The 24,472-nt window shown below is 59.7% G+C and carries 26 protein-coding genes; 12 read left to right on the top strand and 14 right to left on the bottom strand.

Annotation, left to right across the window (positions count from 1 at the left end; genetic code table 11):
- Window positions 1-14 precede the first annotated feature (14 nt).
- From E0E41_RS02275 to E0E41_RS02245, 7 genes are all read left to right on the top strand, one after another.
- Complete coding sequence (locus E0E41_RS02275) at window positions 15-1,142, top strand: DUF362 domain-containing protein (RefSeq protein ID WP_130868543.1); 1,128 nt, start codon at window positions 15-17, stop codon at window positions 1,140-1,142.
- Window positions 1,143-1,165: 23 nt separating this feature from the next.
- On the top strand, window positions 1,166-1,831 hold the full coding sequence (gene deoC, locus E0E41_RS02270) for a deoxyribose-phosphate aldolase (protein WP_130868542.1): 666 nt from the start codon (window positions 1,166-1,168) through the stop codon (window positions 1,829-1,831).
- Window positions 1,832-2,071: 240 nt separating this feature from the next.
- Entirely contained in the window at window positions 2,072-3,286 is a 1,215-nt protein-coding gene (locus E0E41_RS02265) for a BMP family lipoprotein (RefSeq protein ID WP_242623817.1), read from the top strand.
- Between the two features lie 134 nt (window positions 3,287-3,420).
- Window positions 3,421-4,971, top strand: a complete 1,551-nt coding sequence (locus E0E41_RS02260) for an ABC transporter ATP-binding protein (protein ID WP_130868540.1) — start codon at window positions 3,421-3,423, stop codon at window positions 4,969-4,971.
- Complete coding sequence (locus E0E41_RS02255) at window positions 4,968-6,221, top strand: ABC transporter permease (RefSeq protein ID WP_130868539.1); 1,254 nt, start codon at window positions 4,968-4,970, stop codon at window positions 6,219-6,221. The genes E0E41_RS02260 and E0E41_RS02255 overlap by 4 nt, the downstream gene beginning before the upstream one ends.
- On the top strand, window positions 6,218-7,249 hold the full coding sequence (locus tag E0E41_RS02250; RefSeq protein ID WP_130868538.1) for an ABC transporter permease: 1,032 nt from the start codon (window positions 6,218-6,220) through the stop codon (window positions 7,247-7,249). Before E0E41_RS02255 ends, E0E41_RS02250 begins: the two co-directional genes overlap by 4 nt.
- Before the next feature lie 174 nt (window positions 7,250-7,423).
- Window positions 7,424-7,945 carry a YcxB family protein gene (locus E0E41_RS02245; protein WP_130868537.1) on the top strand — a complete coding sequence of 174 codons (522 nt, stop codon included), beginning with the start codon at window positions 7,424-7,426 and terminating at the stop codon, window positions 7,943-7,945.
- A gap of 5 nt (window positions 7,946-7,950) precedes the next feature.
- Here the strand turns inward: E0E41_RS02245 and E0E41_RS02240 are convergent, their stop codons facing one another.
- The gene (locus E0E41_RS02240) at window positions 7,951-9,654 is read right to left on the bottom strand and encodes an ABC-ATPase domain-containing protein (RefSeq protein WP_130868536.1); all 1,704 of its coding nucleotides are present in this window, start codon (window positions 9,652-9,654) and stop codon (window positions 7,951-7,953) included.
- 280 nt (window positions 9,655-9,934) lie between these two features.
- Between E0E41_RS02240 and E0E41_RS02235 the strand changes: the two genes are divergently transcribed.
- A complete protein-coding gene (locus E0E41_RS02235; RefSeq protein ID WP_130868535.1) occupies window positions 9,935-11,560 on the top strand; it encodes an amidohydrolase in 1,626 nt (541 codons plus the stop codon).
- Between the two features lie 66 nt (window positions 11,561-11,626).
- Here the strand turns inward: E0E41_RS02235 and E0E41_RS02230 are convergent, their stop codons facing one another.
- Genes E0E41_RS02230 through E0E41_RS02220 form a run of 4 tightly spaced genes read right to left on the bottom strand, consistent with a single transcriptional unit; the run spans window position 11,627 to window position 14,160 of the window.
- On the bottom strand, window positions 11,627-12,379 hold the full coding sequence (locus E0E41_RS02230) for a carboxymuconolactone decarboxylase family protein (protein ID WP_130868534.1): 753 nt from the start codon (window positions 12,377-12,379) through the stop codon (window positions 11,627-11,629).
- A 59-nt stretch (window positions 12,380-12,438) separates the two neighbouring features.
- Window positions 12,439-13,413: an alpha/beta hydrolase gene (locus tag E0E41_RS02225; protein WP_130868533.1), complete on the bottom strand. Its 975-nt coding sequence runs from the start codon at window positions 13,411-13,413 to the stop codon at window positions 12,439-12,441.
- Window positions 13,414-13,426: 13 nt separating this feature from the next.
- The gene (locus E0E41_RS18445; RefSeq protein ID WP_165450475.1) at window positions 13,427-13,582 is read right to left on the bottom strand and encodes a hypothetical protein; all 156 of its coding nucleotides are present in this window, start codon (window positions 13,580-13,582) and stop codon (window positions 13,427-13,429) included.
- On the bottom strand, window positions 13,579-14,160 hold the full coding sequence (locus E0E41_RS02220; RefSeq protein ID WP_130868532.1) for a DapH/DapD/GlmU-related protein: 582 nt from the start codon (window positions 14,158-14,160) through the stop codon (window positions 13,579-13,581). Before E0E41_RS02220 ends, E0E41_RS18445 begins: the two co-directional genes overlap by 4 nt.
- Window positions 14,161-14,302: 142 nt before the next feature.
- On the opposite strand from E0E41_RS02220, the gene E0E41_RS02215 reads away from it, so the two are divergent.
- Window positions 14,303-15,199 (top strand): LysR family transcriptional regulator, encoded by an 897-nt coding sequence (locus tag E0E41_RS02215; RefSeq protein ID WP_130868531.1) that lies wholly within the window; start codon window positions 14,303-14,305, stop codon window positions 15,197-15,199.
- A gap of 15 nt (window positions 15,200-15,214) precedes the next feature.
- Window positions 15,215-16,063, top strand: coding sequence for a DNA-3-methyladenine glycosylase family protein (locus tag E0E41_RS02210; RefSeq protein ID WP_130868530.1), 849 nt, complete (start codon window positions 15,215-15,217; stop codon window positions 16,061-16,063).
- Window positions 16,064-16,089: 26 nt separating this feature from the next.
- Here the strand turns inward: E0E41_RS02210 and E0E41_RS02205 are convergent, their stop codons facing one another.
- Entirely contained in the window at window positions 16,090-16,851 is a 762-nt protein-coding gene (locus E0E41_RS02205; protein WP_130868529.1) for a 4Fe-4S binding protein, read from the bottom strand.
- A gap of 234 nt (window positions 16,852-17,085) precedes the next feature.
- Between E0E41_RS02205 and E0E41_RS02200 the strand changes: the two genes are divergently transcribed.
- Window positions 17,086-17,526, top strand: coding sequence for an Rrf2 family transcriptional regulator (locus E0E41_RS02200; RefSeq protein WP_130868528.1), 441 nt, complete (start codon window positions 17,086-17,088; stop codon window positions 17,524-17,526).
- 197 nt (window positions 17,527-17,723) lie between these two features.
- Window positions 17,724-18,380 carry a hypothetical protein gene (locus tag E0E41_RS02195; RefSeq protein WP_130868527.1) on the top strand — a complete coding sequence of 219 codons (657 nt, stop codon included), beginning with the start codon at window positions 17,724-17,726 and terminating at the stop codon, window positions 18,378-18,380.
- Between the two features lie 355 nt (window positions 18,381-18,735).
- Here E0E41_RS02195 and E0E41_RS02190 read toward each other — a convergent pair whose 3' ends face one another.
- The 8 genes from E0E41_RS02190 to E0E41_RS02155 all read right to left on the bottom strand — a co-directional run bounded on the left by E0E41_RS02190 (window position 18,736) and on the right by E0E41_RS02155 (window position 24,454).
- On the bottom strand, window positions 18,736-19,074 hold the full coding sequence (locus E0E41_RS02190; protein ID WP_368019818.1) for a helix-turn-helix domain-containing protein: 339 nt from the start codon (window positions 19,072-19,074) through the stop codon (window positions 18,736-18,738).
- 272 nt (window positions 19,075-19,346) lie between these two features.
- Window positions 19,347-19,691, bottom strand: a complete 345-nt coding sequence (locus E0E41_RS02185) for a hypothetical protein (RefSeq protein WP_130868526.1) — start codon at window positions 19,689-19,691, stop codon at window positions 19,347-19,349.
- 79 nt (window positions 19,692-19,770) lie between these two features.
- Window positions 19,771-20,331: a flavin reductase family protein gene (locus tag E0E41_RS02180; protein ID WP_130868525.1), complete on the bottom strand. Its 561-nt coding sequence runs from the start codon at window positions 20,329-20,331 to the stop codon at window positions 19,771-19,773.
- 27 nt (window positions 20,332-20,358) lie between these two features.
- On the bottom strand, window positions 20,359-21,183 hold the full coding sequence (gene amrS, locus E0E41_RS02175) for an AmmeMemoRadiSam system radical SAM enzyme (protein WP_130868524.1): 825 nt from the start codon (window positions 21,181-21,183) through the stop codon (window positions 20,359-20,361).
- Window positions 21,180-22,568 carry an AmmeMemoRadiSam system protein A gene (amrA, locus tag E0E41_RS02170; RefSeq protein WP_130868523.1) on the bottom strand — a complete coding sequence of 463 codons (1,389 nt, stop codon included), beginning with the start codon at window positions 22,566-22,568 and terminating at the stop codon, window positions 21,180-21,182. Before amrA ends, amrS begins: the two co-directional genes overlap by 4 nt.
- A 136-nt stretch (window positions 22,569-22,704) precedes the next feature.
- Window positions 22,705-23,370, bottom strand: a complete 666-nt coding sequence (locus tag E0E41_RS02165) for a hypothetical protein (protein ID WP_130868522.1) — start codon at window positions 23,368-23,370, stop codon at window positions 22,705-22,707.
- A 3-nt stretch (window positions 23,371-23,373) separates the two neighbouring features.
- A complete protein-coding gene (locus E0E41_RS02160) occupies window positions 23,374-23,919 on the bottom strand; it encodes a hypothetical protein (protein ID WP_438819446.1) in 546 nt (181 codons plus the stop codon).
- The gene (locus E0E41_RS02155) at window positions 23,897-24,454 is read right to left on the bottom strand and encodes a TetR/AcrR family transcriptional regulator (protein WP_130868520.1); all 558 of its coding nucleotides are present in this window, start codon (window positions 24,452-24,454) and stop codon (window positions 23,897-23,899) included. The genes E0E41_RS02160 and E0E41_RS02155 overlap by 23 nt, the downstream gene beginning before the upstream one ends.
- Window positions 24,455-24,472: the final 18 nt, after the last annotated feature.

The following is a 24,472-nucleotide window of genomic DNA, read 5'->3' as shown; positions in this document are numbered from 1 at the left end:
GAGGTATATGGGAGATGGAACAGGCGAAGGTTTATTTTTCTAATCTCCGCTGCCAGCCCGGAACCAGTCTGCTGAATAAACTGGAAAAGCTGATTCGTACAGCGGGAATCGATCAGATTGACTTTAACAAGAAGCTGGTAGCCATCAAGATGCATTTCGGTGAGCCGGGCAACCTGGCTTTTCTGCGGCCCAATTACGCCAAGGTGGCGGCCGATGTGGTCAAGAGCCTGGGCGGCGTACCCTTCCTGACGGACTGCAATACCCTCTATCCCGGCCGCCGCAAGAATGCGTTGGAGCACCTGGATGCGGCCTATGAAAATGGTTTCTCTCCCATGTCTACCGGCTGCCAGATCATCATCGGCGACGGCCTGCGGGGCAACGACGATGTGGAAGTGCCGGTAAAGGGCGGGGAATATATCAAGGAGGCCAAGATCGGCAAGGCCATTATGGAGGCCGATGTGATTATCTCCCTGTCCCACTTCAAGGGACATGAGCAGACCGGCTTCGGCGGCGCCATCAAGAACCTGGGCATGGGCTGCGGCTCCCGCCGGGGCAAGATGGAGCAGCACGCCGAGGGCAAGCCGGAGATCAACGCCCGCCGCTGCGTGGGCTGCCGCAAATGCTCCACCCAGTGTGCCCATGACGCGTTGTCCTATGGGGAGGACCGGAAGGCTGTCATCGACCGGAACAAGTGCGTAGGCTGCGGGCGGTGTATCGCGGTCTGCAACTTTGACGCCATCCACGCCGGCAACGACGCGGCCATGGAGGAGCTGAGCTGCCGTATGGCGGAGTACGCCAAGGCTGTGGTGGACGGCCGGCCCCAGTTCCACATCAGCCTGGTGATCGACGTGTCCCCCTATTGTGACTGCCATGGGGAGAACGATTTGCCCATTGTGCCTGATGTGGGTATGTTCGCCTCCTTTGATCCGGTGGCTCTGGACCAGGCCTGCGCCGAGGCCTGCCTGCGTCAGCCCCCTATCCCCGGCTCCCATCTGGATGACGAGATGCACAAGGAGGGCTTCTGCGACCACCACGATCATTTTATCAACAGTATGCCTGTCACCGACTGGAAAGTCTGCCTGGCCCATTGTGAAAAGATGGGCGTGGGCACCCGCTCCTATGAGCTGATCGAAGTGAAATAAAAATGGAGAAAGGAAGGCCAACTATGGACGTAAAGGAGATCCTGTCCCGCTGTGACCACACCCTGCTCAAGCAGGAGAGCACCTGGGCGCAGATCAAGGAGGTCTGCGACGACGGCATGAAATACGGCTGTGCCTCGGTGTGCATCCCGGCGGCCTACGTAAAGCAGGCCAACGACTATGTGGGGAACGATCTGAAGATCTGCACCGTCATCGGCTTCCCCAATGGCTACTCTACCACTGAAGTCAAGGTATTTGAGACGGAGGATGCCATCCGCAACGGAGCGGACGAGATCGACATGGTCATCAATATCGGCTGGGTCAAGGACTGCCGGTGGACCGATCTGCTGGAGGAAATCCGGTCCATCAAGGCCTCCTGCCAGGGCCGGATCCTGAAGGTGATCGTGGAGGCCTGCCTGCTCACCCAGGAGGAGAAGATCAAGCTCTGTGAGATTGTCACTGAGTCGGGCGCGGACTATATCAAGACCTCTACCGGATTTTCCACCGGCGGCGCTACCCGGGAGGATGTGGCGCTGTTCAAGGCCCACGTCGGCCCGAATGTAAAGGTCAAGGCTGCCGGCGGGATCCGCACCCTTCAGGATGCGGAGGACTTCATCAACCTGGGTGCTGACCGCCTGGGCACCTCCGCCATCGTGAAGCTGGTGAAGGGCCAGACCCCTCAGGGGTACTGAGCTGTATGTGGCATATGCCGGGAGATCTGACGGATCTCCCGGCATATTTCTTATCCCGTGGCAAAAAAATCTACACCCAGAGGCGGAAAATGGTAAAATTCTTGTGCATCTTGTAAAATTCGAGGTTGCCATGAGGCCGGGGATAAGGTATAATAAGCTCGTAGCTCAGGGGGGAGAGACATCATATTGTCTGGACCGAACTGGGCCATTTTTGTGAAAGGAAGGTAGATTACATTGAAGATGTACAAGAAGCTCCTTGCACTGCTCCTGTCTGCGTCCATGGTATTCGCTCTTGCCGCCTGCGGCAGCGGTAACCAGGGCAACTCCAACACTCCTTCTGGTGAGAGCACGCCTCCCGCCACCGAGTCCCAGGCTCCTGCTGGTGAGACCGGCGGCGAGACCGCTGTGGATCCCGACTCCATCCCCGACACCATGACCGATCCCAACGGTGTCTATCAGGTGGCTTTCGTCACCGACGTGGGCCAGCTGAAGGACAAGTCCTTCAACCAGGGCACCTTCGACGGCGTGAAGCTGTATGCCAACGCCAACGGCCTGAGCTATAAGTACTATCAGCCCGCCAACGGCAGCGAGGCTACCGACGATGACCGCTATGACGCCATGAAGGCCGCCGTGGACGGCGGCGCCGAGGTGGTCGTGTGCGCCGGCTATCTGCAGGAGGCCGCTCTGAAGCGGGCCGCCATCGACTTCCCCGACACTCCCTTCGTCTTTATCGATGGCTATCCTCTCAGCGATGACAGCGGCAACGTGCTGACCAACGTGGCCGGCATCGCCTTCCAGGAAGAGCAGGCCGGTTATTTGGCCGGCTACGCCGCTGTGAAGGACGGCTTCACCAAGCTGGGCTTCTCCGGCGGCGGCGGCGGCACCAATGATGCCTGCTGCCGGTTCGGTTACGGCTATGTCCAGGGCGCCAACGCTGCTGCTGCTGAGCTGGGCGTTACGGTCGACATGAACTACTCCTGGGAGTACGGCGCTACCTTCCAGGCTTCCACCGAGCTGCAGACCATGATCAGCGGCTGGTATGCCAACGGCACCCAGATCGTCTTTGCCTGCGGCGGTTCCATGTTCCAGTCCATCGCTGCCGCTGCCGCTGCCAATGACGGCTATGTCATCGGCGTGGACGTGGACCAGTCCGGCGAGTCCGACTACGTGGTTACTTCCGCTATGAAGGGCCTGTCCGACGCTGTGCAGTGGGCCGTGGGTCACGTCTATGACGGTACCTTCTCCGAGATTGGCGGCACCGGCACCTCTCTGGGCGTGAAGGACAACGCCGTGGAGCTGCCCACCGCTGCCGACTCCTGGCGGTTCGAGACCTTCACCGTGGAGGAGTACGAGGACCTGTATCAGCAGATGCTGGACGGCACCCTGGTGGTGGACAACGACTTCTCCAAGCTGGAGACCACCGACTGGAGCAACCTGGTTCTGAACATCATCTGATTCAGTCAGAATGCAGGAGGGGCGGGAGCGTTTAAGCGCTCCCGCCCCTTTTCCTATTGGGAAGATGGGACAAATTTCTTGTGTTTTTTCCGGTAATATTATATAATAAGTCCATATTCAATGAAGGGGGCGGGATGCGGATTATGGAAGCTGAGAACATCATCGAGATGCTCCATATCACCAAAGAATTTCCCGGTATCATCGCCAACGATGATATCACCCTCCAGCTGCGGAGAGGGGAGATCCACGCGCTTCTGGGCGAGAACGGAGCGGGCAAGTCTACCCTGATGAGCGTGCTGTTCGGCCTGTATCAGCCGGAAGCGGGGGAGATCAAGAAAAACGGTGAGGTCGTGCGGATCAACAATCCCAACGACGCCACCGCGCTGGGCATCGGGATGGTGCATCAGCACTTCAAGCTTGTTGACGTATTCACAGTTCTGGAAAATATCATCCTGGGGGCGGAGACCACCAAACTGGGCTTTCTGCAGAAGAAGGAGGCCCGGAAAAAGGTGGAGGCCCTGTCGGAAAAGTACGGGCTGAAGGTTGACTTGGATGCCAAGGTGGAGGACATCACCGTCGGCATGCAGCAGCGGGTGGAGATCCTGAAGATGCTCTACCGGGACAATGAGATCCTGATCTTCGACGAGCCCACCGCCGTACTGACGCCTCAGGAGATCGACGAGCTGATGGCTACCATGAAGGAGTTTGCCAAGGAGGGCAAGTCCATCCTGTTCATCTCCCACAAGCTCAACGAGATCATGGCGGTGGCCGACCGTGTCACGGTGCTCCGCAAGGGCAAATATGTGGGCACGGTGGAGACCAAGGATACGGACAAGCAGTCCCTGTCCAACATGATGGTGGGCCGTCCGGTGCAGCTCCAGGTGGAGAAGGAACCGGCCAAGCCCGGTGAGGCGGTCCTGGAGGTGGAGCACCTGACGGTGCCCTCCAAGAGCCATAAGCGGGATGCGGTCCACGACGTCAGCTTTACCGCCCGGGCAGGGGAGATCGTGTGCATCGCCGGTATCGACGGCAACGGCCAGTCCGAACTGGTCTACGGCCTTACCGGCCTGGAGAAGAGCTCCGGCGGCAAGATCACCCTCTGCGGCCACGATATCTCCCACGCCTCCATCCGGCACCGGGGTGAGGAAATGAGCCACATCCCGGAGGACCGGCACAAGCACGGCCTGGTGCTGGACTTCACCCTGGAGCAGAACCTGGTGCTCCAGCGGTTCCGGGAGCCTCAGTTCCAGCACGCCGGCTTTATCAAGCAGGGTGCCGTGCGGGAATACGCGGAAAAGCTGATCGAACAGTATGACGTGCGCTCCGGCCAGGGCCCGGTGACCATGGCCCGTTCCATGTCCGGCGGCAACCAGCAGAAGGCCATCATCGCCCGGGAGATCGACCGGGAGAAGCCGCTGATCGTGGCGGTCCAGCCTACCCGCGGCCTGGATGTGGGTGCTATCGAGTATATCCACAAGCAGCTGGTGGCGGAGCGGGACAAGGGCAAGGCGGTGCTGCTGGTCTCTCTGGAGCTGGACGAGGTCATGAGCCTGTCCGACCGCATCCTGGTGATGTATGAGGGAGAGATCGTGGGCGAGCTGGACCCCAAGACCACCACAGTACAGGAGCTGGGCCTCTATATGGCCGGCGCCAAGCGAATGGAGAAGGAGGGTGAGGGCGCGTGAAGGGAAAGCTTTCCAACCTGTGGGCCAAGGACAGCACCAAGTCGGTCATGGCCTCCCTGATCTCCATTGTGATCGGTATGGTGGTGGGCGGCATCATCATTCTGATCGTGGGCCTGGGCAACTCCAATCTGGGGCTCAGCGGAGCTCTGGAAGGAATCCGGCTGGTGTTCGGCGGCCTGTTCAGCACAGGCCGGAACGCGGCGGGACAATTGACCTTCGGCTTTAACCCCACCAGTGTGGGCAATATGCTGTTCCGTGCCACTCCGCTGATTCTCACCGGCCTGTCCGTGGCTGTGGCCTTTAAGACCGGCCTGTTCAACATCGGCGCGCCGGGCCAGTACCTGATGGGTACCGCGGTCAGCCTGATGCTGGCTCTGGGCATCCCGTCTGAGACGGTGCCCACCTGGCTGATCTGGGTCATCGCCTTTGTGGGCGGCTCCCTGGCCGGCGCCCTGTGGGGGTGCATCCCCGGCCTGGTGAAGGCCTTCCTCAACATCAATGAGGTGCTGGCCTGCATCATGACCAACTGGATTGCCGCCAACCTGGTGACCTGGATATTTGACGGCAGCGACTTCCGCAACCTGGTGGAGAACACCAAGAGCGGCTATATCTACAAGACCACCTATAACGGTGTACAGACCGCCAAGCTGGGGCTGGACAAGCTCTTCCCCAACTCTCAGGTCAACGGCGGCATCATCATCGCTATCGTGATCGCCATCCTGATTTATATCCTGATGAACAAGACCACCCTGGGCTATGAGCTGAAGGCCTGCGGCGCCAACCGGCACGCGGCCCGCTATGCCGGCATTGCGGACAAGCGGAATATCGTGCTGTCCATGGCCATTGCCGGCGCCCTGTCCGGCGCGGCGGCCTCCCTGTATTACCTGTCCGGCAACACGGAGTTCTTCTGGTCCACCTATCAGACCCTGCCCGCCACCGGCTTCAACGGCATCCCCGTGGCCCTGCTGGCGGCCAGCAACCCCATCGCCGTGATCTTTACCGGCTGCTTCATGTCCATGCTGGACATTGTGGGCCTGCAGATGACCAACCTGACAGCCTACAACGAATATATCACCGACGTTATTATTGCCGTGATCGTGTACCTCAGCGCTTTCTCTCTGGTAATCAAGATGCTGCTCAACGGCCGCAAAAAGCATAAGATTCCCGCGGAGGAGGAGCCTAAGACCGCGGCCGCAGATCCGCTGCCGGACAAGGGCACGGCGGAAGGGAAAGGAGGCGACGGGGTATGACATTCCTGATCCAGCAGACCCTGCTCTATGCCGTTCCCCTGATGATCGTGGCCCTGGCCGGCGTCTTTGCCGAGCGCAGCGGTATCATTAACCTGGCGCTGGAAGGTATTATGATCTTCGGCGCCTTCGCAGGCGTGCTGTTTGTCAATCTGACCCAGAAGGCGGGCACCTTTGCCGAGGCCAAGGCTGCCGGCGACTGGGTGGCGCTCCAGGGCTTCATGATCCTGGCCATGCTGGTGGCCGCGGCGCTGGGTGCACTGTTCTCCCTGCTGCTCTCCTTCGCCTCGGTAAACCTGAAGGCAGACCAGACCATCGGCGGCACCGCCCTGAACCTGCTGGCTCCCGCCCTGGTGCTCTTTCTCATCCGCATCATCGCCAATCAGAACACCCTGCAGATGGCGGAGGGAGACGCGGCAAGCTGGTTCATGATCAAGAAGATCTTTTTCGGCTATGGCCGCAACGATGAGATGGGCTTCCTGGGTTCCACCTTTGTGGATAAGACCTATCTGGCCACCTATATCTGCATCATCCTCTTCGTGGTCCTGTCCATCCTGCTGTACAAGACCCGCTTCGGCCTGCGGCTGCGCTCCTGCGGCGAGAATCCCCAGGCGGCTGATTCCCTGGGTATCAACGTCTATGTGATGCGCTACGCCGGTACCACCATCTCCGGCGCCCTGGCCGGCATGGGCGGCTTTGTGTACGCCCTGACCACCGCCAACTGCGCCTCCACCGGCGACGTGGCCGGCTTCGGTTTCCTGGCTCTGGCGGTCATGATCTTCGGCAACTGGAAGCCGTTGAATATCGCCGGTTCCGCCCTGCTTTTCGGCCTGTTCAAATGCATCGCCGCCTCCTACTCCAGCATCGACATCAACGGCGACGGTGTGTTCCTGCTGGCTAACCTGGGAATCAGCCCCCATTTCTACCGGATGCTGCCCTACCTCATCACCCTGATTGTGCTGGCCTTCACCTCCAAGAAGTCCAGAGCACCCAAGGCGGAGGGCATTCCCTACGACAAGGGTCAGCGCTGAACATCCCGTATTAACAGTCAAAGGGCTTGCCGCCTGCGGATCGCAGGCGGCAAGCCCTTTTTTGCTGCCCTTTCCCAAATTTAAGGAAAAATTAAAATATCCTTTCTGTGTGTGGGAAGGGAGATCTGGTATACTGCCTCCATCTGGAGTATTTTCTGAGATCGGGAGGCTGTTATGGAATTTAGCTGTAAAACACAGTACACCCAGAAGACGATGACCGCACTGGCCCGGGCAGTGCGGAAGACCATGCGGGTCAAACGGGACCGTCTGCTCCGTCTCTATTCCGCCGCCGTGATCAGCCTCTGCCTGCTGTGCATCTGGATCTCCTGGGGGGAGGACCTATGGCGGATCGTGCTGGACATACTGGTGGTCGTGCTGCTGCTGCTGGTCAACTGGAAGCAGGACGCGCTGAACGGTTTCTTTGCCAGGCGAAAGGCCATCCCCGGCATGGAGTATATGGAGAGCACCTTCCATCCCGACTGCTATGAGGTGCGGATCACCGGCGCCGTGACCCAATGGCAGTACGATAAGGTCCTTGCCCTGGCAGAGACCAGGGGGTACTTTCTCCTTGTGCTGGGGAAAAATCATGCCCAGGCATTTGACAAGTCGGAACTGGAGGGGGGCACCCCGGAGCAGTTCCGGCGCTTTATACAGGAAAAGACCGGACAGCAGATCCGGAACATCGGCGGAGCATAAAACGGTCAGAAGCGAAGCCCCCGCCAGCGGTTGAGGCAGGCGAAGATCTCCTGTACTCTGGGCCGCGCCAGGAAGGGCACAGCGGAGCGGTTCTCGAGCAGAGCCTCCAAACCATGGCTTTCGATCAGCCTGTTCAGTTCTTTTACGATCTGCCGCAGGGTGCGGGTACCGTCTGCCAGATGCCTTTGGGCGTAGAGCACGCAGTAGCCCAGGGCGGCGGACTGCTCCCCGTCGGCCAGCTGCTCCACGTACCGCAGGTCGATGTTCTCCCGGTTGATGGACACGCCGTCCCGCCCCAGGGCCTTGAGCTTAATCCGGTCACCATCGCGGAATTCAGCCGAGGGCTTGGGACAGCGGTGAAAGTTGGGGGCGGGAGCAGGTTCCGGGCGGTCATTGCCGGCGGGGAAAGACTGGGCCTCCCGCTTAGCAAGATCGGTGATGTCTTTCGGTACATACCGGTCCATCTGGATGATGTGGTCGGCCACGTGAAAGTAGGCTCCGGAGCTTCCGGCCACAATAACGGTGGAGACGCCATAGCTGTGGTACAACTCCCCGATGCGGTCGATGAAAGGCGTGATGGGTTCCATGTCGCGGTGGATGACCCGCTGCATCAGCTCGTCCCGGACCATGAAATTGGTGGCGCTGGTGTCCTCGTCCATCAGCAGGAGGGAGGTACCCGCCTCCATGCTCTCCACCACGTTGGCCGCCTGAGAAGTGCTGCCGCTGGCATCCGCAGTGGTAAATCGGGTGGTGTCCTTTCCGTCAGGCAGGTTGTTGATGAACATGGAGATATCGGTGTTCCGGATGCTCCGGCCGTCCTCGGCCCGGATTTTCACAGCGTCAGCTTCGGTGATGACGTATTCCCGTCCGTCTCCGGAAATGTGGTTGTATACGCCCAGTTCCAGCGCTTTCAGCAGAGTGGATTTCCCGTGGTAGCCGCCGCCTACGATCAACGTGATTCCTTTTTTGATTCCCATGCCGGTTACAGCACCCCGGTGAGGCAGTTCCAGCGTGATCGCCAGCTCCCTGGGTGAGCGGAAGGGCACAGCGTCCTTCATGGGCAGGGAAGAGATCCCGGAAGCCCGGGGCAGGATGCTGCCGTCGGCTACAAAGGCGCACAGCCCCAGTTTGGGGAGCTGGTCCCGGATACATTGCTGGTCCTCCGCCAGGTCGGCCACAGTCTGGAGCCGTGTGCTGTCCAGATTCCGGAAGAGCAGGGCGGATTCCACACATCGGGGGAGCAGATCAAAGAGGATCTTTTCCAGCTCCCGTGCGTTGATGGTGCGGCCATTGGCGGGGAAGCCAGCCTCCAGGCGCAGGACAAGGCCGCCGTCCTCCGGGTCCAGAGAGCAGGCCGTCCGCTCCAGCACCTCCTGACCGCAGCGGCTGATGGAGATAAGCCCGCTGTGTCCTGAACCCTTGGCCTGGAAAGAGGCCTGGCCGGCCAGACGGCCGAACCGGCGGGTGAGTTCGTCCTGGAGGGCGACGCGCTGACAGGGCAGCCGGTAGAGCTGCCGGGGAAATCCGGCCTGCTTTCCGTCGATGTGGATGCTCAGTCTGGAGGGTGCGGCAAAGGGATCGCCCTGTACGTGGTCGATGGACAGCACATATCCCGGAAACTGATAGGTGCCCCGGGTATCCTTGTAGGCAGGGTAGCTTTTCCGGTCGATTTTGGCCAATAAGGCCCGAAGAGCAGCTGACGATTGCATAATGATACTCCTTTGACCTGGTCAGGCACATAGTCTGTTGCCTTTTTATTATACCAAAATTCCAGCCATTTGCCAGGGCCCGCAGGAAGGCAGCCGTATCTGAGCCGCAGAAACGGAGGGACAAAACATTGACAGGGGCACACAGTTGGACTATGATGAAACGCAATCGGGTAGTGCGTAACAGAATGTGCGCGCTTGCCGAAAATGTGGCGGCTCTCCGCCGGCATGGCCCGCAGCGTGTACCCCGACGTACCACTCCCCACAGGAAAGGAGCTTGACCGTGCGCACGATTTATTATGGCGGCTCGGTGTATACCGGCAGCCTGCCGCTGGCAGAGGCCTTTGCCGTGGAGGATGGCCGCTTCATTTTTGCCGGCACCAACCGGGAGGCCCGGGCGTTGGCAGAGAAAGGCGGAGAGACGGTAGACCTGAACGGCCGTTTTGTCTGCGCGGGCTTCAACGACTCCCATATGCACCTGCTGAATTACGGCTATGCTTTGCAGGTGGCAGACCTGTCCTCCAATACCGGTTCTCTTGCCCAGGTGCTGGAGACCATGCGGGCCTTCCTGCGGGAGAAGCGGTTAGCACCCGGCCAGTGGGTGAGAGGCCGGGGCTGGAACCACGACTACTTTACCGACGAGCCCCGGTTTCCGACACGGCTTGACCTGGATCAGGTGAGCACCGAACACCCTGTGTGCATTGTGCGCGCCTGCGGCCACACCTGCGTGGTGAACACAAAGGCACTGGAGATGATCGGTGTTACGGCCGACACGCCGCAGCCAGAAGGAGGCTGCTTTGAGCTGGGCGAGGACGGAAAGCCCAACGGTGTGTTCCGCGAGAACGGTATGGATCTGGTCTATGGGAAGCTGCCCCGTCCGGGGACAGCGGACCTGAAGGCCATGCTGCTGGATGCCCAGGCCCACCTGAACTCCTACGGTGTGACCTCCTGTCAGACGGACGATTTCACGGCTTTTGCCAATGTGGACTGGCACGATATCATGGAGGCCTACCGCCAGCTTGAGGCGGAGGGGAAGATGACCGTGCGCATGGCCCAGCAGGCCCAGCTCACAACGGTGAAGGACCTGGAGGCCTTCCTGGAGGAGGGGTATAATACCGGCTGGGGCGACGAGTGGGTAAAGGTGGGCCCGCTGAAGATCCTGGGCGACGGTTCTCTGGGGGCGCGCAGCGCCTATCTGAGCCGCGATTATGCCGATAAGCCGGGCTGCCGCGGCATCCCCATCTATACGCAGCAGCAGTTTGATGATCTTATCGGCTGCGCCAACCGCAGCGGTATGCAGGTGGCGGTACACGCCATCGGCGACGGGATCCTGGACCGGGTCCTGAGCGCCTATAAGAAGGCGCTGGCGGAGAACCCCCGGGCCGACCACCGCCACGGTGTGGTACACTGTCAGATCACCCGCCCCGACCAGCTGACGGACTTTGCCGCCCTCGGGCTGCACGCCTATATCCAGCCCATCTTCCTGGACTACGATATCCATATGGTGGAGCAGCGCGTCGGTCCCGAACTGGCGTCCACCAGCTACGCCTTCCGCACGCTGATGGATTCCGGCGTCTGGACCTCCTCAGGTACGGACTGCCCCGTAGAGCTGCCCCGGGCGCTGGCCTGTATCCAGTGCGCGGTTACCCGCTGCACGCTGAAGGACCGGATGGGGCCCTATCTGCCCAATGAGGGGCTCACAGTGCGGCAGGCCATCGACAGCTACACCATCCACAGCGCCCACGCCACATTTGAGGAGAAGGTGAAAGGGCGGATTGCGCCGGGGTATCTGGCGGACTTTGTCGTGCTGGGTGAAAGCCCCTTTGAGGCGGACCCCTATACTATCGGTGACATTCCTGTCTTGGCCACCTACGTCGGCGGTAACTGCGTCTACCAGGCCCGTGACTGAAAAATAAGATCCGCTTTCTCCGACAGTATCAGCTGCCGGGAGAAGCGGATCTTTTGCCTTTTCAGATTACTTCAGCCTGCTGTACGCCTCGTCGGTGACGGTCTCCAGCCACTCATTGGAGCAGTTCGTGCCGGGCACCTCCAGGGCCAGGTGAGAGAACCAGCTGTCCGGGGCAGCGCCGTGCCAATGCTTTACCTCCGGCGGAATGTTGACCACATCACCGGGGTGCAGTTCCCGGGCCTCCTTGCCCCACTCCTGGTAGTAGCCGCGGCCGGCCACGCAGATCAGCATCTGCCCGCCGCCCTGGTCGGCGTGGTGGATGTGCCAGTTGTTGCGGCAGCCGGGCTCGAAGGTGACGTTGTATACTCCCACCTGACTGGTGGAGAGGGGATGCAGGTAGCTCTGACCCACAAAATACTGGGCGAAACCGTCGTTGGGAGTGCCGATGGGGAAGACCATCTCCCGCTGGTGCTGAGCCCTGCCGTCCTCTCCGGCGTCCTCTGTCCACACCTCCTTGGCCATGCGGAAGGCCGCCCAGGCCTTGGGCCAGCCGGCGTAAAAAGCGGCGTGTGTCAGGATCTCGGCAATCTCCTGCCGGGTTATACCATTTTGCTTGGCGGTGGCCAGATGGTATTGGAAGGAGCTGTCCACCAGACCCTGAGACATCAGGGCCACCACCGTGACCAGGGAGCGGTCCCGCAGGGAGAGCTTATCCTCCCGGCTCCAGACCTCACCAAACAATACATCGTCATTGAGCTGGGCAAATTTGGGGGCAAACTGGCCCAGAGCCTCTCTGCCCGCCGTCTGTTTTACTGCCATATCAAATACCTCCTATGTAAGAGAATAGCCGCAGCGAAATCTCGCCTCCCGCAAGAAGATTACTTTAAATATGCCTGGAAGAACTGCTGAATCTTGTCGAAGGGGATGATATCCTTCCGGTCGTAGAGGTCGGTGTGGACGGCTCCGGGGATGATGAGCAGCTCCTTGTTGCCGGCATAGGGGTTGTCCTTCACCATGTCGGCGAAGGCGTCCCTGCTGAAATAACAGGAATGAGCTTTGTCTCCGTGGATCATCAGTACGGCGCTGCGGATCTCATTGCTGTAATGCAGGATTGGCATGTTGAGGAAGGACAGGGAGGAGGTAGTATTCCAACCGTCGTTGGAATTGAGAGAGCGCTCAGTATAGCCCCGCTCCGTCTTATAGTAGTCATAGTAGTCCTTCACAAAGAAGGGGACGTCCTCGGGCAGCGGATCCACCACTCCGCCGGCCCGGGCGTAGGTGCCGTTTTTATAATCTTCGGTCCGCTGGGTGTTGAGCGCTTTTTTCATTTCATACCGGGCATCGGCGCTGTCTGCGGCGTCAAAGTAGCCCTTGGCGTTTACCCGGGTCATGTCGTACATGGTGGAGGTAACGGTGGCCTTGATGCGGGTATCTATGGCGGCGGCGTTAAGGGCCATACCGCCCCATCCGCAGATGCCCAGGATGCCGATCTTCTCCGGATCCGCAAAGTCCCGGGTGGCGAGAAAGTCCACCGCAGCGGAGAAATCCTCAGTGTTGATGTCGGGAGAGGCCACGTTCCGGACCTGACCGCCGCTCTCACCGGTGAAAGAGGGGTCAAAGGCCAGGGCGGCAAAGCCCCGGCCGGCCAGCTCCTCGGCGTACAGCCCGGAGCACTGTTCCTTCACGGCGCCGAAGGGGCCGGATACGGCCACAGCAGCCAGTTTTCCTGCGGCGCCCTTGGGCAGGTACAGATCACCTGCCAGCTCAATACCGTAGCGGTTGTGAAAACGCACCTTCTCCCGGGTAACGGTATCCCGCAGCTGAAAAGAATATCCCTGATATTTGGAATGCATGTTTTCGTCCTCCTTAAACGTTTTTGCCCATCTCGAAGTCCTGCTTCAGCGCAGAATGGCCCTGGATCTCTCCCACGGAGGTCACGCCGCCGGCAAATTCGTCCGCCAGCCTGTCCGAATTGCAACCCTTCCGGGGACTGGTGGCAATCACCAGAACCTTCCTGCTCATTGCAGCTCCTCCTCCCTTAAGCGGCGTATGATCTTGGCAGGTACGCCGCCCACAATGGCGTTTTCCGGGACATCTTTGTCCACCACAGCTCCCGCCGCCACAATGGCGCCGTCACCGATGGTTACGCCGGGCAGGACAGTGGCGTTGGAACCGATCCAGACATTCCTGCCGATGCGGATCGGAGCGGGGATCATGCTGGCCCGATCCTTCGGGGACTTGGCATGATTGAGGGTGGCCAGCATCACGTTGTGGCCGATGAGGGCGCCGTCTCCGATAAAAATGCCGCCCTGATCCTGAAATTTGCAGCCCATGTTGATAAAGACGTTTTTTCCAACGTGGATATTTTTTCCGCAGTCGGTATAAAAGGGCGGAAACAGCCCGAAACTCTCGTCGACCGGTTTGCCGATCAGCCGGGAGAAGAGGGCGCGCAATTCTGCCGGTGTATGATAGCTGCCGTTCATCTCTGCCGTGATCCTTAAAGCCTCCTGGCTGACACCGTGCATGAACAGATGGGCTTCACTGCCGCCCTGAATCGGTTTCCCACTGTTGAGATGTTCTAAAAATGCTTCCAAGTCCATTGTTTTACTCCTGTTTCATATCGTTTCTGCCTTTATTGTAGCACCCGGCAAATTGGATAACAAATACCTATATAGCATACTTTACTATGCTTGAAACCTATATCTGATTTGTGCTATCATCAGATCATCCGGAGGTGAGGCTATGGAATTGAGGGTATTGCAATACTTTCTGGCTGTGGCAAGAGAGCAGAATATTTCGGCAGCGGCTCAGTCCCTGCACCTGACCCAGCCCACCCTGTCCAGGCAGCTCAAGGAGTTGGAGGAGGAGCTGGGCAAGCAGCTGATGATCCGGGGCAACCGGAAGATCACGCTGACTGAAGATGGTATGCTGCTGCGGAAGCGGGCAGAGGAGATCCTGGAGCTGGTGGACCGGACGGAAAAGGAGGTCATGCGGTCTGACGATACTGTCAGCGGGGACATCTATATCGGCACCGGTGAGACCGACGGAGTGCGGCAGATCGCCAGGACCGCAAACCGACTTCAGGAAAGCTGTCCGGGCATCCGCTTCCATATCGTCAGCGGCGATGCCGTGGATGTATGTGAGCGCCTGGACAAAGGACTGCTGGATTTTGGCGTCCTGCTGGGGGACATCGACAAGATCAAGTACCGCTACCTGGAGCTGCCCATGAAGGATACCTGGGGTGTCCTGATGCGGCGGGACAGTCCGCTGTCAGCGCAGGACGCCATTTTGCCGGGGGACCTGTGGGATAAGCCCCTGATCCTCTCCCGGCAGATGGACAACAAGAGCGGCCTGTACCGCTGGCTCAGGAAAGAGCCGTCAGAGCTCCACACTGTTGCAACCTATAACCTGATCTACAATGCTTCCCTGATGGTGGATGAGGGGATGGGATATGCCTTTACCCTGGACAAGCTGGTCAACACCACTGGAAGCAACCTCTGCTTCCGGCCTCTGTACCCGCCGCTTGAACTGGGGATGTATCTGGTTTGGAAGAGATCCCAGATCTTTTCCAAGGCGGCGGAGCTGTTTCTGGCGTGCCTGCAGGAGCAGCTGGACGCGTTCTGCGCGGGACAGGCGTAAGAGAGGAGCAGCCGCATGGAAGTTTACATTCCCGACCTGTTTGACCTGAACAAGATCATATCCAGCGGCCAGTGCTTTCGGGCTGTCGCACGGCCCGATGGGACCTGCCGCTTTGTAACCGGCGAGCAGGTGCTGTATATCCGAAAAGTTTCAGAAGAAAACTATGAGGTAAGCTGCGGTCGGGATGCCTGGGCATCGGTCTGGAGCCCTTATTTCGATCTGGGCCGGGACTATCGGACCATCAGCGCACAGATCCCCCGGAAAGACAGCTTTCTGAGCCGGGCGGCCCAGGCGGGCGCGGGGATCCGGATCCTGCGTCAGGATCCCTGGGAGACGCTGGTCACCTTCATCATCTCCCAGCGCAAGAGCATCCCGGCAATCCGCTGGGTGGTGGAGATGCTCAGCCAACGATATGGTACGCCTATCCGAACCTCTGAGGAGACCCTCTATGCTTTCCCCACGGCGCGGCAGCTGGAGAATGTGTGTGAAGCGGATTACATAACCTGCAAGGCGGGGTACCGGGCGCCCTATCTTTGTGATGCGGTCCGGCAAGTCCTGTCCGGCTGCCTGGACCTGAGTGGGATTTCCGCCCTCTCCGACTGTGAGCTCATTGAGGCCCTGAAAGGGGTGCGGGGCGTGGGGGTGAAGGTGGCAAACTGCGTGGCCCTGTTTGCCTACGGCCGGACCGCCTGTGCGCCCGTGGATACCTGGATCAAAAAGATCATTCAGCGGGAATACAGGGGGCGGGATCCCTTCGGACGGTACGGCCCCGTGGCCGGGATCATGCAGCAGTATTTCTTTTACTACGCGCAGAGCCATAAGGGGGAGCCGGCGCATAAAAAGAAGGAGCCGGAGACCGCATAAGGTCTCCGGCTCCTTCCGGCTCAGATTCAAAGATAGAGTTCGCCCTCTTTTCGGTCGGAGCAGACCTTTTTCAGCGCCACATCCACCGCCGCCAGCAGCACGGAGCTGACCTTCCGGGCCGACTGGGGGCAGACGGATACGCACCGCATACAGGAGATGCACCGGTTCTTATCCGTGCACTTGGGATCCTGCCGGTCGATGGCCTGCACGGGACATTTCTGAGCGCACACTCCGCAGCTGTTACAGTCCTTGGTGGGCTTGGGCACCATGTTGGAGCCGCCGGCCTTCTTATAGGGGCGGTTTCCGGGGATGCTGGGCTCTGTGCAGTCACCGGCGGCCAGCTTTTCCCGGATCTTTTCGGCGAACCCCTGGAGCTGCTTTTGGTCCTCGGCGTCAGGCCGTCCGGCAGCATATTGGCGGGCGATGGAGTGTTCTGCGATGGCGGCTACGGCAGCGACCACGCGGAAGCCTGCCTGCTTGGCGGCATCCTCCAGTTCGACCAGGGTGTCCTCGTAGGCCCGGTTGCCGTATACGCACACCAGCACAGCCATGGCCCCGCCGCCCTTCATGGTGCGCAGCCGCTGTACGGCCGGACCCGGTACCCGGCCGCCGTAGGAGGGCACGGCGATCACAGCCACATCCTCGGGGGCAAAGACCACGGCGGAAAAATCGGCATTGCTGTCGGTCAGGTCCACGGCGGTACTGGCGCCGCCCAGCGCGTTTGTCAGCAGGTCGGCGGCCTTTTGCGTGCCGCCGGTGGGACTGAAGGTGATCTCGCAGAACTTCATTGAAATATTCCTCCTTGCGGAATTTGAATCGTCATGTTCGTCTGGCTGCCGGTGACCTGAGGACATTTTGGCCCATATATGGAGCGGCGAGCGCGGATTGAACTTGCATTTGGGAGGGGAGAATTGTAAAATGACGTTGTAAGTTTTCATGTTACATGATGGGAACAGTGTATCACCAATGCATTGTAATGTCAATAATTACATCGGGTTTATGAACCGGAAAGGATCCTGACTATGCAGCTGAGTATGAAATGCTCCGTGGCCGTACACTGCCTGATTTTCATTTACGAGGCCAGGGGGACGGCCAAAGTGACCAGCAGCCTGCTTGCCCAGAGTACCGGCGTCAACCCGGTGGTGATCCGCAATATCCTCAGCGCGTTGAAGAAGGCGGGGCTGATCACGGTGGCCAGGGGGACTGGCGGGGCGGAGCTGTGCCGGGAGCCGGAACAGGTCACCCTGTATCAGATTTACAGTGCCCTGGAGCCGGATGGGCTGTCCTCTCTCATTGGGATCCACCCCTGCGGCCAGCGGCCGTGTCCGGTGGCCCGGAACATCCGAAAGGTACTGGCGGGACCCTATCAAAAAATTGAGGAATCCATCCGGGCGGCGATGGAGGAGACCACCTTAGCGTCTATGCTGGAGGAGTTCCATCGGTGTCTGGATAAAAAAGAGTGAGCGGGATCCGCACTTAAATGTGCGTACTTACGCTTCCGGCACAGATCAAGGGGGCTATTGACCGGACTACTCCCTGGCGGTGGGCGAGGTGCTGCTGTCCGCCGGATCAAAACAGGGGATTCAACCAGCAGTTCAATGACAAATGGGGCCTTTGGGCTTATGATAAGCGCATCAAAAGTCAAAGGGAGGCAGGCTGAATGAATCTGAAAGATGCGTTTCGGGTCCAGAACAAGCTCCAGCTCGTCATGAACCAGGCAATGGATATTCTGGAGGATCACCGGAACATCCTTAAAGTCAAGATGACGCACCTGCGCAGCAAGGTCATGGGCGATGCGCAGGATGTGGTTGTGGAAGAGAACGCTCCCAGCGAGTATGCCGGCCATGCCAACGAGATCGCGGAATTCCTCATGGCCATGATGCAGGAGCGGGAGAAGCTGAGCAAGGCGATTCGTGACGCCAAGGGCAAATTGACCCTTGATATGGACAGCGAAGTGGGCCTCAACCGGCAGCGGCAGGCCCTGGCCCGCGTCTTTCGCAGTATGACCACCCTGCGCAACAGCGAGAAAACCATCCCGGGCGGCGGCTCCGGGTACCGGTTCAACGGCGACGGAAACCAGGTCACTTACCGCTGTGACGCCAGACAGGTCGTCACGATCGACTTTAACCGGAACAAGATCCGCGCCTTGGCGGCGTCCCTGGGGAAAAAGTCCGATGAGCGCTCCATTGAGCTGGACAAGTGCCTGGTCAACACAGAACTGGACTACGTGCCTCCCTTTGACCTCAATGACAGCTTTGACGCGATCCTGACCGACTTCATTGAAAAAACGGCAGAGTCGGGCAGCGCCGAAGCATAGCGGGCCCGCCGTGCTTCCGGGCACAGCGGGTATGGCAAGATGGAAGAACTGCCACGGCCGGTTCAGACGCAGATGAATTATGATGCTGCGTATGCTGCAGAGGAGTCAAATGCTTTGAAAGGGAATGAGGCCCAAACAGGCCGGTTTACCAGGATCGCCATTTGCGTTGCTCTGCGTCCCGCGCCATGCCGCGCTTTTGCTGGTTTGTCAATTCCATCACTGCCCAACCCGCCAATGCGTCTCCGCCTTTTCAGGTTCGCCTGATTCATTTTATGAGATGAAGTCGTCCGGAAGTCCGTGGGAGCGGAGCTGCCGTCTGGCAGCGAAGATCACCGGAGTCCCGGCGGATAAGGGTCTAAGCAGTCCTGAAATTTTGCCATACCCCCTGTGCCCGGAGCCAAAGTGGGATAATATGACTTGAGCAGCAGGCCGAAGCCTGCTGCTCAAGGGCATTGATATGGGAAGAAGGTACCAGGATTTCGTTCATGGAGATCTGGAACAGCTGACTGAGGGCGTAGAGATTGTCGATATTTGGCAGGCTCTGCCCTCTTTGCCATTTGTAGATCGCCTGCGGCTCTTCAAAACCGAAGAACTGCTGCAGATCCCGGACAGTAAAACCGCGTTCCAGCCGCAGCCGGGTGATGTTTGCGCCGGTTGCCACAGGATCAATCACCGGAAACCGGATAATCGCCATCAAAACCGCCTCCATTCTTACGCCTCAGGTTGGTCGGATAGGACCATAACTATAGCCGATTGTGAGCTAAAGTGCAAGGTGAGCGGGGAAAATGTTAGGAAGTTGTCACAAAGAGAGGAGATGCCGGCTATGACCCGGATGGTGCCGCTGGATAAGCGGAGCAAAAAGCAGCAGCGGGACCGCCGGGATCCCGGCAGGTACTGACCGTGCGCGGTCCGGTTTCGGCGGATTTCCCGGGGAAAAGTGCCGCCGGCCTTTTGGCTCAGCGGAAGTTATCTCTCCCGCCGCTCCAGCTCCAGGAGCAGTGACGTTTCCTCCAGAACCCCCTTTACGATGAAATAGGAACGGCGGATCACGTTCCGGTTGGGGTGACGCACCTGGCAGGAGACGGCGTAGCAGGAGCGGCTGTCCTTGATGCGTTCCACTTTCAGCACTTCGTCGGCACCGGCCGGCACGTAGGGCATCTGTGCAAGCCGATTCAGAAATTCCTGCGTTTCAATGGTTCCGGCCGCGTACCCCAGCACATTGTGCCCGTGATCCGACAGCCAGGTCCCACCGATGATCAGCAGCATGGCCAGCAGTACGATGCCGAGGCTTCCGCCCAGGACGTGCAGCATGTAGTTTCCGGTATGCGGTGACATCCATACTCTTTTAGGAGCCATATATGTCCCAGCTTTCCTAACGGGCTATAGGGTGTTATTTCAGCTTTGCCCCATCCCGGAAGGCGCTGCCCGCAAGCTGGCCCAGCTTGCGGTAGGTGTTGTGGATGGGGTCGAAGATGATGGGCTGGAGCTTGTCCGGGTCGATCTTACCGTCGGCGTCCAGCACAGACTGGTCCGCGCTGACGTTGACGATCTCGCCTACCAGACGGCAGCTCTCCGGGTCATAGCTCACCAGACGGCACTCCACGGCCATGGGCAGCTCATCAATGAGAGGGGCGTCTACAAATTCCGATCTGGTGGTGTGCCAGCCCGCCTTCTCCACCTTGTTTGCCACGTTGTTGCCGGACTCGATACCCACATAGTCGCAGGCCGCCAGCTGGTCTGCCGTAGCCATACTGACGGTAAAGGCTTTGCGGACCAAAATATTGGCAGTGGTCTTGTGGCCGGCGCTGATGCACATGGACAGCTCCTTGTCGTCGCTGATCCCGCCCCAGGCCGCGTTCATGGCATCTGGGATACCGTCTTCGCCGTAGGTGGCGAGAATAAAGACCGGCTGGGGATAGGTCCAGGGCTTGGCTCCAAAATTCTTGCGCATGAAACATACCTCCTGTTGCATAAGTGTTCAGCAGTTGCCTGTATAGACATAACGCAGCTTTTCCCGGGCTATATCGGCCAGATGACAGACCCGCTCCACCGGCGTGGGCGGCCGGTCGGCCATACGGTGGCGGGGAAAGAAACGGGAGACGTGCAGGGGAATATCCGGGCTGACCGAGGCCAGCCAGCTGGCCAGGGCCCGCATCTCCTCCTCGCTGTCGTTCTCACCCGGCACGATCAGGGTGGTGACCTCCACGTGGCAGCACTGAGCCGCCAGGGTGATGGAGCGCCTGACCGTCTCCAGATCGCCGCCCAGGGCGCGGTACCAGTCTGGGGTGAATCCCTTCAGGTCGATGTTCACCGCGTCTATCAGCGGCAGCAGATCCCGCCACGGGCGCTCCTCAATCGTCCCGTTGGTCACCAGCACGTTGCACATCCCGGCCTCGTGCACCAGCGCGGCGCAGTCCCGCACGTACTCATAGCCCACCAGCGGCTCGTTATAGGTGTAGGCCACACCGATATTGCCCTGGTCCCGCAGGCGGACGGCTTCCCGCACCAGAACTTCGGGCGGGCAATCCCGGGTGGGGATTTCAGCCCCCGCCGCGGCGATCCCGGCGTTCTGGCAGAAGGGGCAGCGCAGGTTGCAGCCGAAGCTGCCCGCCGACAGGATCATACTGCCGGGGTGGAAGCGGCGCAGGGGCTTTTTCTCAATGGGATCAAGGGCCAGTGCAGTCAGCTTGCCGTAGCTGAGGGAGATGATCCGGCCGCCCCGGGCGGCTCTGGCCCGGCACAGGCCGGTCTGCCCCTCGTCCAGCCGGCAGTGGTGGAAGCAGAGCTCACATTGGGTGCTCATAGGTGGCGCACCACCTGGAACCGCTGGATCTGACAGGGCTCTCCGGCGCGGATGCCGCCCTTCTGCCGGGCGATATCCAGCTGCTGCTCCACGGTGTCCACGCCGTCCAGATCGGGCAGCAGCAGGCCCCGCCGGTGCCCGCAGCTGACGATGACGCCGTACTGTTTGGGGTTTAGCAGGGCAGGGGAGTCCACGGGCTCCGGCCGGCCCAGTACATCTACACTGTACTCCAGCTCATCCAGCTCAGCGGTCCGTACAGGCGGAAAGCGAGGATCACGGGAGCAGGCGGACACGGCGTTTTGGACGATCTCCCAGGCCACATTTTTCTGGGTAGGAGAGATGGTGCCGATGCAGCCCCGCAGGCGTCCGTCGATATGCAGGGACACGAAGGCCCCCGCCGCCTGTCCGGTCAGTTCCGGAGGCAGACCGTCCGGCAGGCGTTCCAGAGGCCGGCCGGTGCGCACGTAGGTCTCCAGGGACAGACGTGCCAGCCGCACCCAGGGGTCCTCTCCGGCCCGGCGTGCCTGAAGGCGGGCCCGCCGGGCCTGCTCACAGGCGGCGGCGAAGCGGCGGGTTTCATCCCGGCCGGTGACCGGAAACAGCGCCACTCCGTAGCCCACGCCGAAGGTGCCCTCGTGGCTCAGCAGCTGCGGGTTGACTGCCAGCCCGTCCAGGGCCCCGGCCATCATCTGGAAAGAGCGCAGGCCGCACTCAGCCGCCCGTTCACAGAGGGAGGCATCCATGGTGAGGAACCGCAGAAAATCCCCGGAGGCCATGGCCTGGGTGACCGCCTCGTCAAATACCGGTCCCTCCGGGGCGAAACCGTAGGGACCGTCGGATTTCAGCTTGTGGGAGAGGTCCCCGCTGGCCACGAAGACCGCCCGGCGTCCCAGAGCCTCTGCCGCCTGGGCCACGCACTGGCCCAACCGGTAATGGTCCAGCGGAGAAAAGCTGGACAGGCCCATCCGCACGATGGGGCAGTCGATACCCGCCTGACGCAGAAAGTAGAGGGGGATCAGGACGCCGTGGTCCAGGGACGGGTCCCGCTGCCCCAGGGTACCGGCCTCCAGCCCGGCGGCCTGAGCCAGACGCACGGTCTCCTCCCGTAGCGGGACGTCATACCTTGCCGCTATCCGCACCTGAGGGGCCCCAAAGGCGGACATATCGCCTGCCGCGCCGCTGCCGGGGGCGATATGGAAATAGTCCCCGTACAGGATGGTATGGGGCGAAGAGATGATGAGAACGTCGGGGTTCCAGCGAGCGACTTCCCGGGCGGCGGTGTGCATGGCCTGTCCGGTGGCGGCGATTTCGCGCTCCCGGCCCTTGCCCACTTCCGGCAGCAGCACAGGCGGGTGAGGTGTCAGAACAGCACCGAGCATCGGCATATGGGTCACTCCTTTCCGGCGATGCAGGTATTCTTGCATTCAGTATAGCATAACCGACACCGAATTTGAACTTTTTGAGCAGCGAGACCGTGCATCCTGAACCCTGCGCCGTGCAGTGCTTATGTGATTTCCGCCGCTATCTGCATTCCTTTTTCATGGAAAAATATCCGATCAGTACCGTCCATACGTAGGCACAGGTCTTGGGAATCATGAGCATCCCGATCATGGGCATCACATCTGCCCACAGCACCACCGGGATGTAGAAGCCAAAGCTCAGCACGATGGTCAGCCACATCCAGCGGAACGCCCGATCTCCGCACCCTCTGGCGCTGCGGAAAAACAGCACGATCACCAGAAGGCCCAGCAGGGCAAAGGGGATATTGCGGTAGATCCCCCAGGAGAGGGGAGCGTCGGCGCTGAACCACTGATTCTGCGGCATCATGCACAGCAGAATGCGCAGCCCGGCCAGGACATACACCGCAGCGGTGAGGCCGTTCTGATCCTTTATACGGTACCGCTGCCGCCAGACATAGTAGAGCAGCACATAGAAAATGGTCATGGTAATGGAAGTGATCCACTTCCCGAGGCCCAAAAGCGTGGTGTAGTTTTCAAGACCTGTGGTACACAGGGCGTACGCCCGGGGGATCAGATGGAAGGCATCACCCGCGCCCAGCACCACCGCCATAAAGCCGAAGAGGCGGAATTGGCGATTCCCCTTGCTGCCCCGGATCATCAAAATGCCGATGGTGATGACCAAGATCAGATAGCCGGCGTCAAACAGAGTCTCCATAATTGCCTGCATTGCTTACTCTCCTTTTTGTCCCATTTCATTTTGGTTGGTGGCTGCCGCAAAGACTGCCTTGCCATAGTTGCGGCCAAACAGCAATCCGGCTGACAGCAGCGCAGCGCCCAGACCGGTATAGAAGACGGCAATGAATTGCTCCGGCGCAAGTCCGCTGAAGCGCAGGCCAATACCGCCTGTCATCATCACCGCCATGATGGCAAAGGCCTTTCCGTCAAAGAATTTCAGGAAGAAGTGACGCTCCTCCAGATAGGCGCTGATCCTGGCGGTGTGCTTTTTTACCAGTTTGCCGAAGATGAATCTCTGGAACACGGCAAAAACCAGGATAGACAGCAGGAAATTCAGTATCGTGAGGTAGGCCGGATAGGCCATCAAGCCGATGCGGAGAATATTGAACCCCGCCGCGCTCCACACCAGACAGGCCAGAAGCAGCAGGGTATTCCGTTTTACTTTCATCATTTGCCTCCTTTCGGGTGAACGATGTTCAATTTCCGGGATATGAAATTCCCACGATTGCTTGGGAATTTCAATAGAGCGCTCTCCGGACAAGCTCCAGCACAGCCGTGGGGTTATAATCCTGCCGCAGCAGCGCGGACAACATCAGGGAAAACAGAACGTCCGCAAATTTCTCCGCCGTAAACTCCCCGGTAAAGGCGTTGGGGCGAATCCTGGCGTCCCGCTTCAGAACAGCGCACAGCCCATTTAAAATGTGCTGCCAGGTCTGCTGCATCTTCTGTCTCCCGTCCGATTTGTCTTCCCCCATAAAGCCCAGAGAATGCAGAGTGAAAAAGCCGGGGTAGTGCTTGCAGCCATATTCCATCCGCTCGTACATCCAGGTGACACAGGCTAGGGTGTCCTGAAACACGGCCCCATCCTCCGGCCGATGGAAAATCTCACACCAGACACTTTCCACCACCGCACCCACCAGAGCGGTCTTGGAGCCGAAATAGTTATAGATAGATCCTACCGATACCCCACAGGCCGCCGCCACTGAGCGGATATTGACCGCAGTCCAGCCCTGACGCTGGATCAGCTCCCGGCTGGTTTTCAAGATTTCTTCTTTCGACGTCACAACGGTATTCATCCAACCACCTCAACTTGA

The organism is Intestinimonas massiliensis (ex Afouda et al. 2020) (assembly GCF_900626285.1).
Taxonomy (GTDB): domain Bacteria; phylum Bacillota; class Clostridia; order Oscillospirales; family Oscillospiraceae; genus Flavonifractor; species Flavonifractor massiliensis_A.
Note: the sequence above shows the minus strand (reverse complement) of the source record. Positions and strands in the feature narration are given on the sequence as shown.

Bases quoted from the DNA above. Each gene is read 5' to 3' on its own strand.
- E0E41_RS02275 (WP_130868543.1), top strand. From the start codon at position 15: ATGGAACAGGCGAAGGTTTATTTTTCTAATCTCCGCTGCCAGCCCGGA.
- deoC (WP_130868542.1), top strand. From the start codon at position 1,166: ATGGACGTAAAGGAGATCCTGTCCCGCTGTGACCACACCCTGCTCAAG.
- E0E41_RS02265 (WP_242623817.1), top strand. From the start codon at position 2,072: ATGTACAAGAAGCTCCTTGCACTGCTCCTGTCTGCGTCCATGGTATTC.
- E0E41_RS02260 (WP_130868540.1), top strand. From the start codon at position 3,421: ATGCGGATTATGGAAGCTGAGAACATCATCGAGATGCTCCATATCACC.
- E0E41_RS02250 (WP_130868538.1), top strand. From the start codon at position 6,218: ATGACATTCCTGATCCAGCAGACCCTGCTCTATGCCGTTCCCCTGATG.
- E0E41_RS02245 (WP_130868537.1), top strand. From the start codon at position 7,424: ATGGAATTTAGCTGTAAAACACAGTACACCCAGAAGACGATGACCGCA.
- E0E41_RS02240 (WP_130868536.1), bottom strand. From the start codon at position 9,654: ATGCAATCGTCAGCTGCTCTTCGGGCCTTATTGGCCAAAATCGACCGG.
- E0E41_RS02230 (WP_130868534.1), bottom strand. From the start codon at position 12,379: ATGGCAGTAAAACAGACGGCGGGCAGAGAGGCTCTGGGCCAGTTTGCC.
- E0E41_RS02225 (WP_130868533.1), bottom strand. From the start codon at position 13,413: ATGCATTCCAAATATCAGGGATATTCTTTTCAGCTGCGGGATACCGTT.
- E0E41_RS18445 (WP_165450475.1), bottom strand. From the start codon at position 13,582: ATGAGCAGGAAGGTTCTGGTGATTGCCACCAGTCCCCGGAAGGGTTGC.
- E0E41_RS02220 (WP_130868532.1), bottom strand. From the start codon at position 14,160: ATGGACTTGGAAGCATTTTTAGAACATCTCAACAGTGGGAAACCGATT.
- E0E41_RS02215 (WP_130868531.1), top strand. From the start codon at position 14,303: ATGGAATTGAGGGTATTGCAATACTTTCTGGCTGTGGCAAGAGAGCAG.
- E0E41_RS02210 (WP_130868530.1), top strand. From the start codon at position 15,215: ATGGAAGTTTACATTCCCGACCTGTTTGACCTGAACAAGATCATATCC.
- E0E41_RS02205 (WP_130868529.1), bottom strand. From the start codon at position 16,851: ATGAAGTTCTGCGAGATCACCTTCAGTCCCACCGGCGGCACGCAAAAG.
- E0E41_RS02200 (WP_130868528.1), top strand. From the start codon at position 17,086: ATGCAGCTGAGTATGAAATGCTCCGTGGCCGTACACTGCCTGATTTTC.
- E0E41_RS02195 (WP_130868527.1), top strand. From the start codon at position 17,724: ATGAATCTGAAAGATGCGTTTCGGGTCCAGAACAAGCTCCAGCTCGTC.
- E0E41_RS02190 (WP_368019818.1), bottom strand. From the start codon at position 19,074: ATGGCGATTATCCGGTTTCCGGTGATTGATCCTGTGGCAACCGGCGCA.
- E0E41_RS02185 (WP_130868526.1), bottom strand. From the start codon at position 19,691: ATGCTGCACGTCCTGGGCGGAAGCCTCGGCATCGTACTGCTGGCCATG.
- E0E41_RS02180 (WP_130868525.1), bottom strand. From the start codon at position 20,331: ATGCGCAAGAATTTTGGAGCCAAGCCCTGGACCTATCCCCAGCCGGTC.
- amrS (WP_130868524.1), bottom strand. From the start codon at position 21,183: ATGAGCACCCAATGTGAGCTCTGCTTCCACCACTGCCGGCTGGACGAG.
- amrA (WP_130868523.1), bottom strand. From the start codon at position 22,568: ATGCCGATGCTCGGTGCTGTTCTGACACCTCACCCGCCTGTGCTGCTG.
- E0E41_RS02165 (WP_130868522.1), bottom strand. From the start codon at position 23,370: ATGCAGGCAATTATGGAGACTCTGTTTGACGCCGGCTATCTGATCTTG.
- E0E41_RS02155 (WP_130868520.1), bottom strand. From the start codon at position 24,454: ATGAATACCGTTGTGACGTCGAAAGAAGAAATCTTGAAAACCAGCCGG.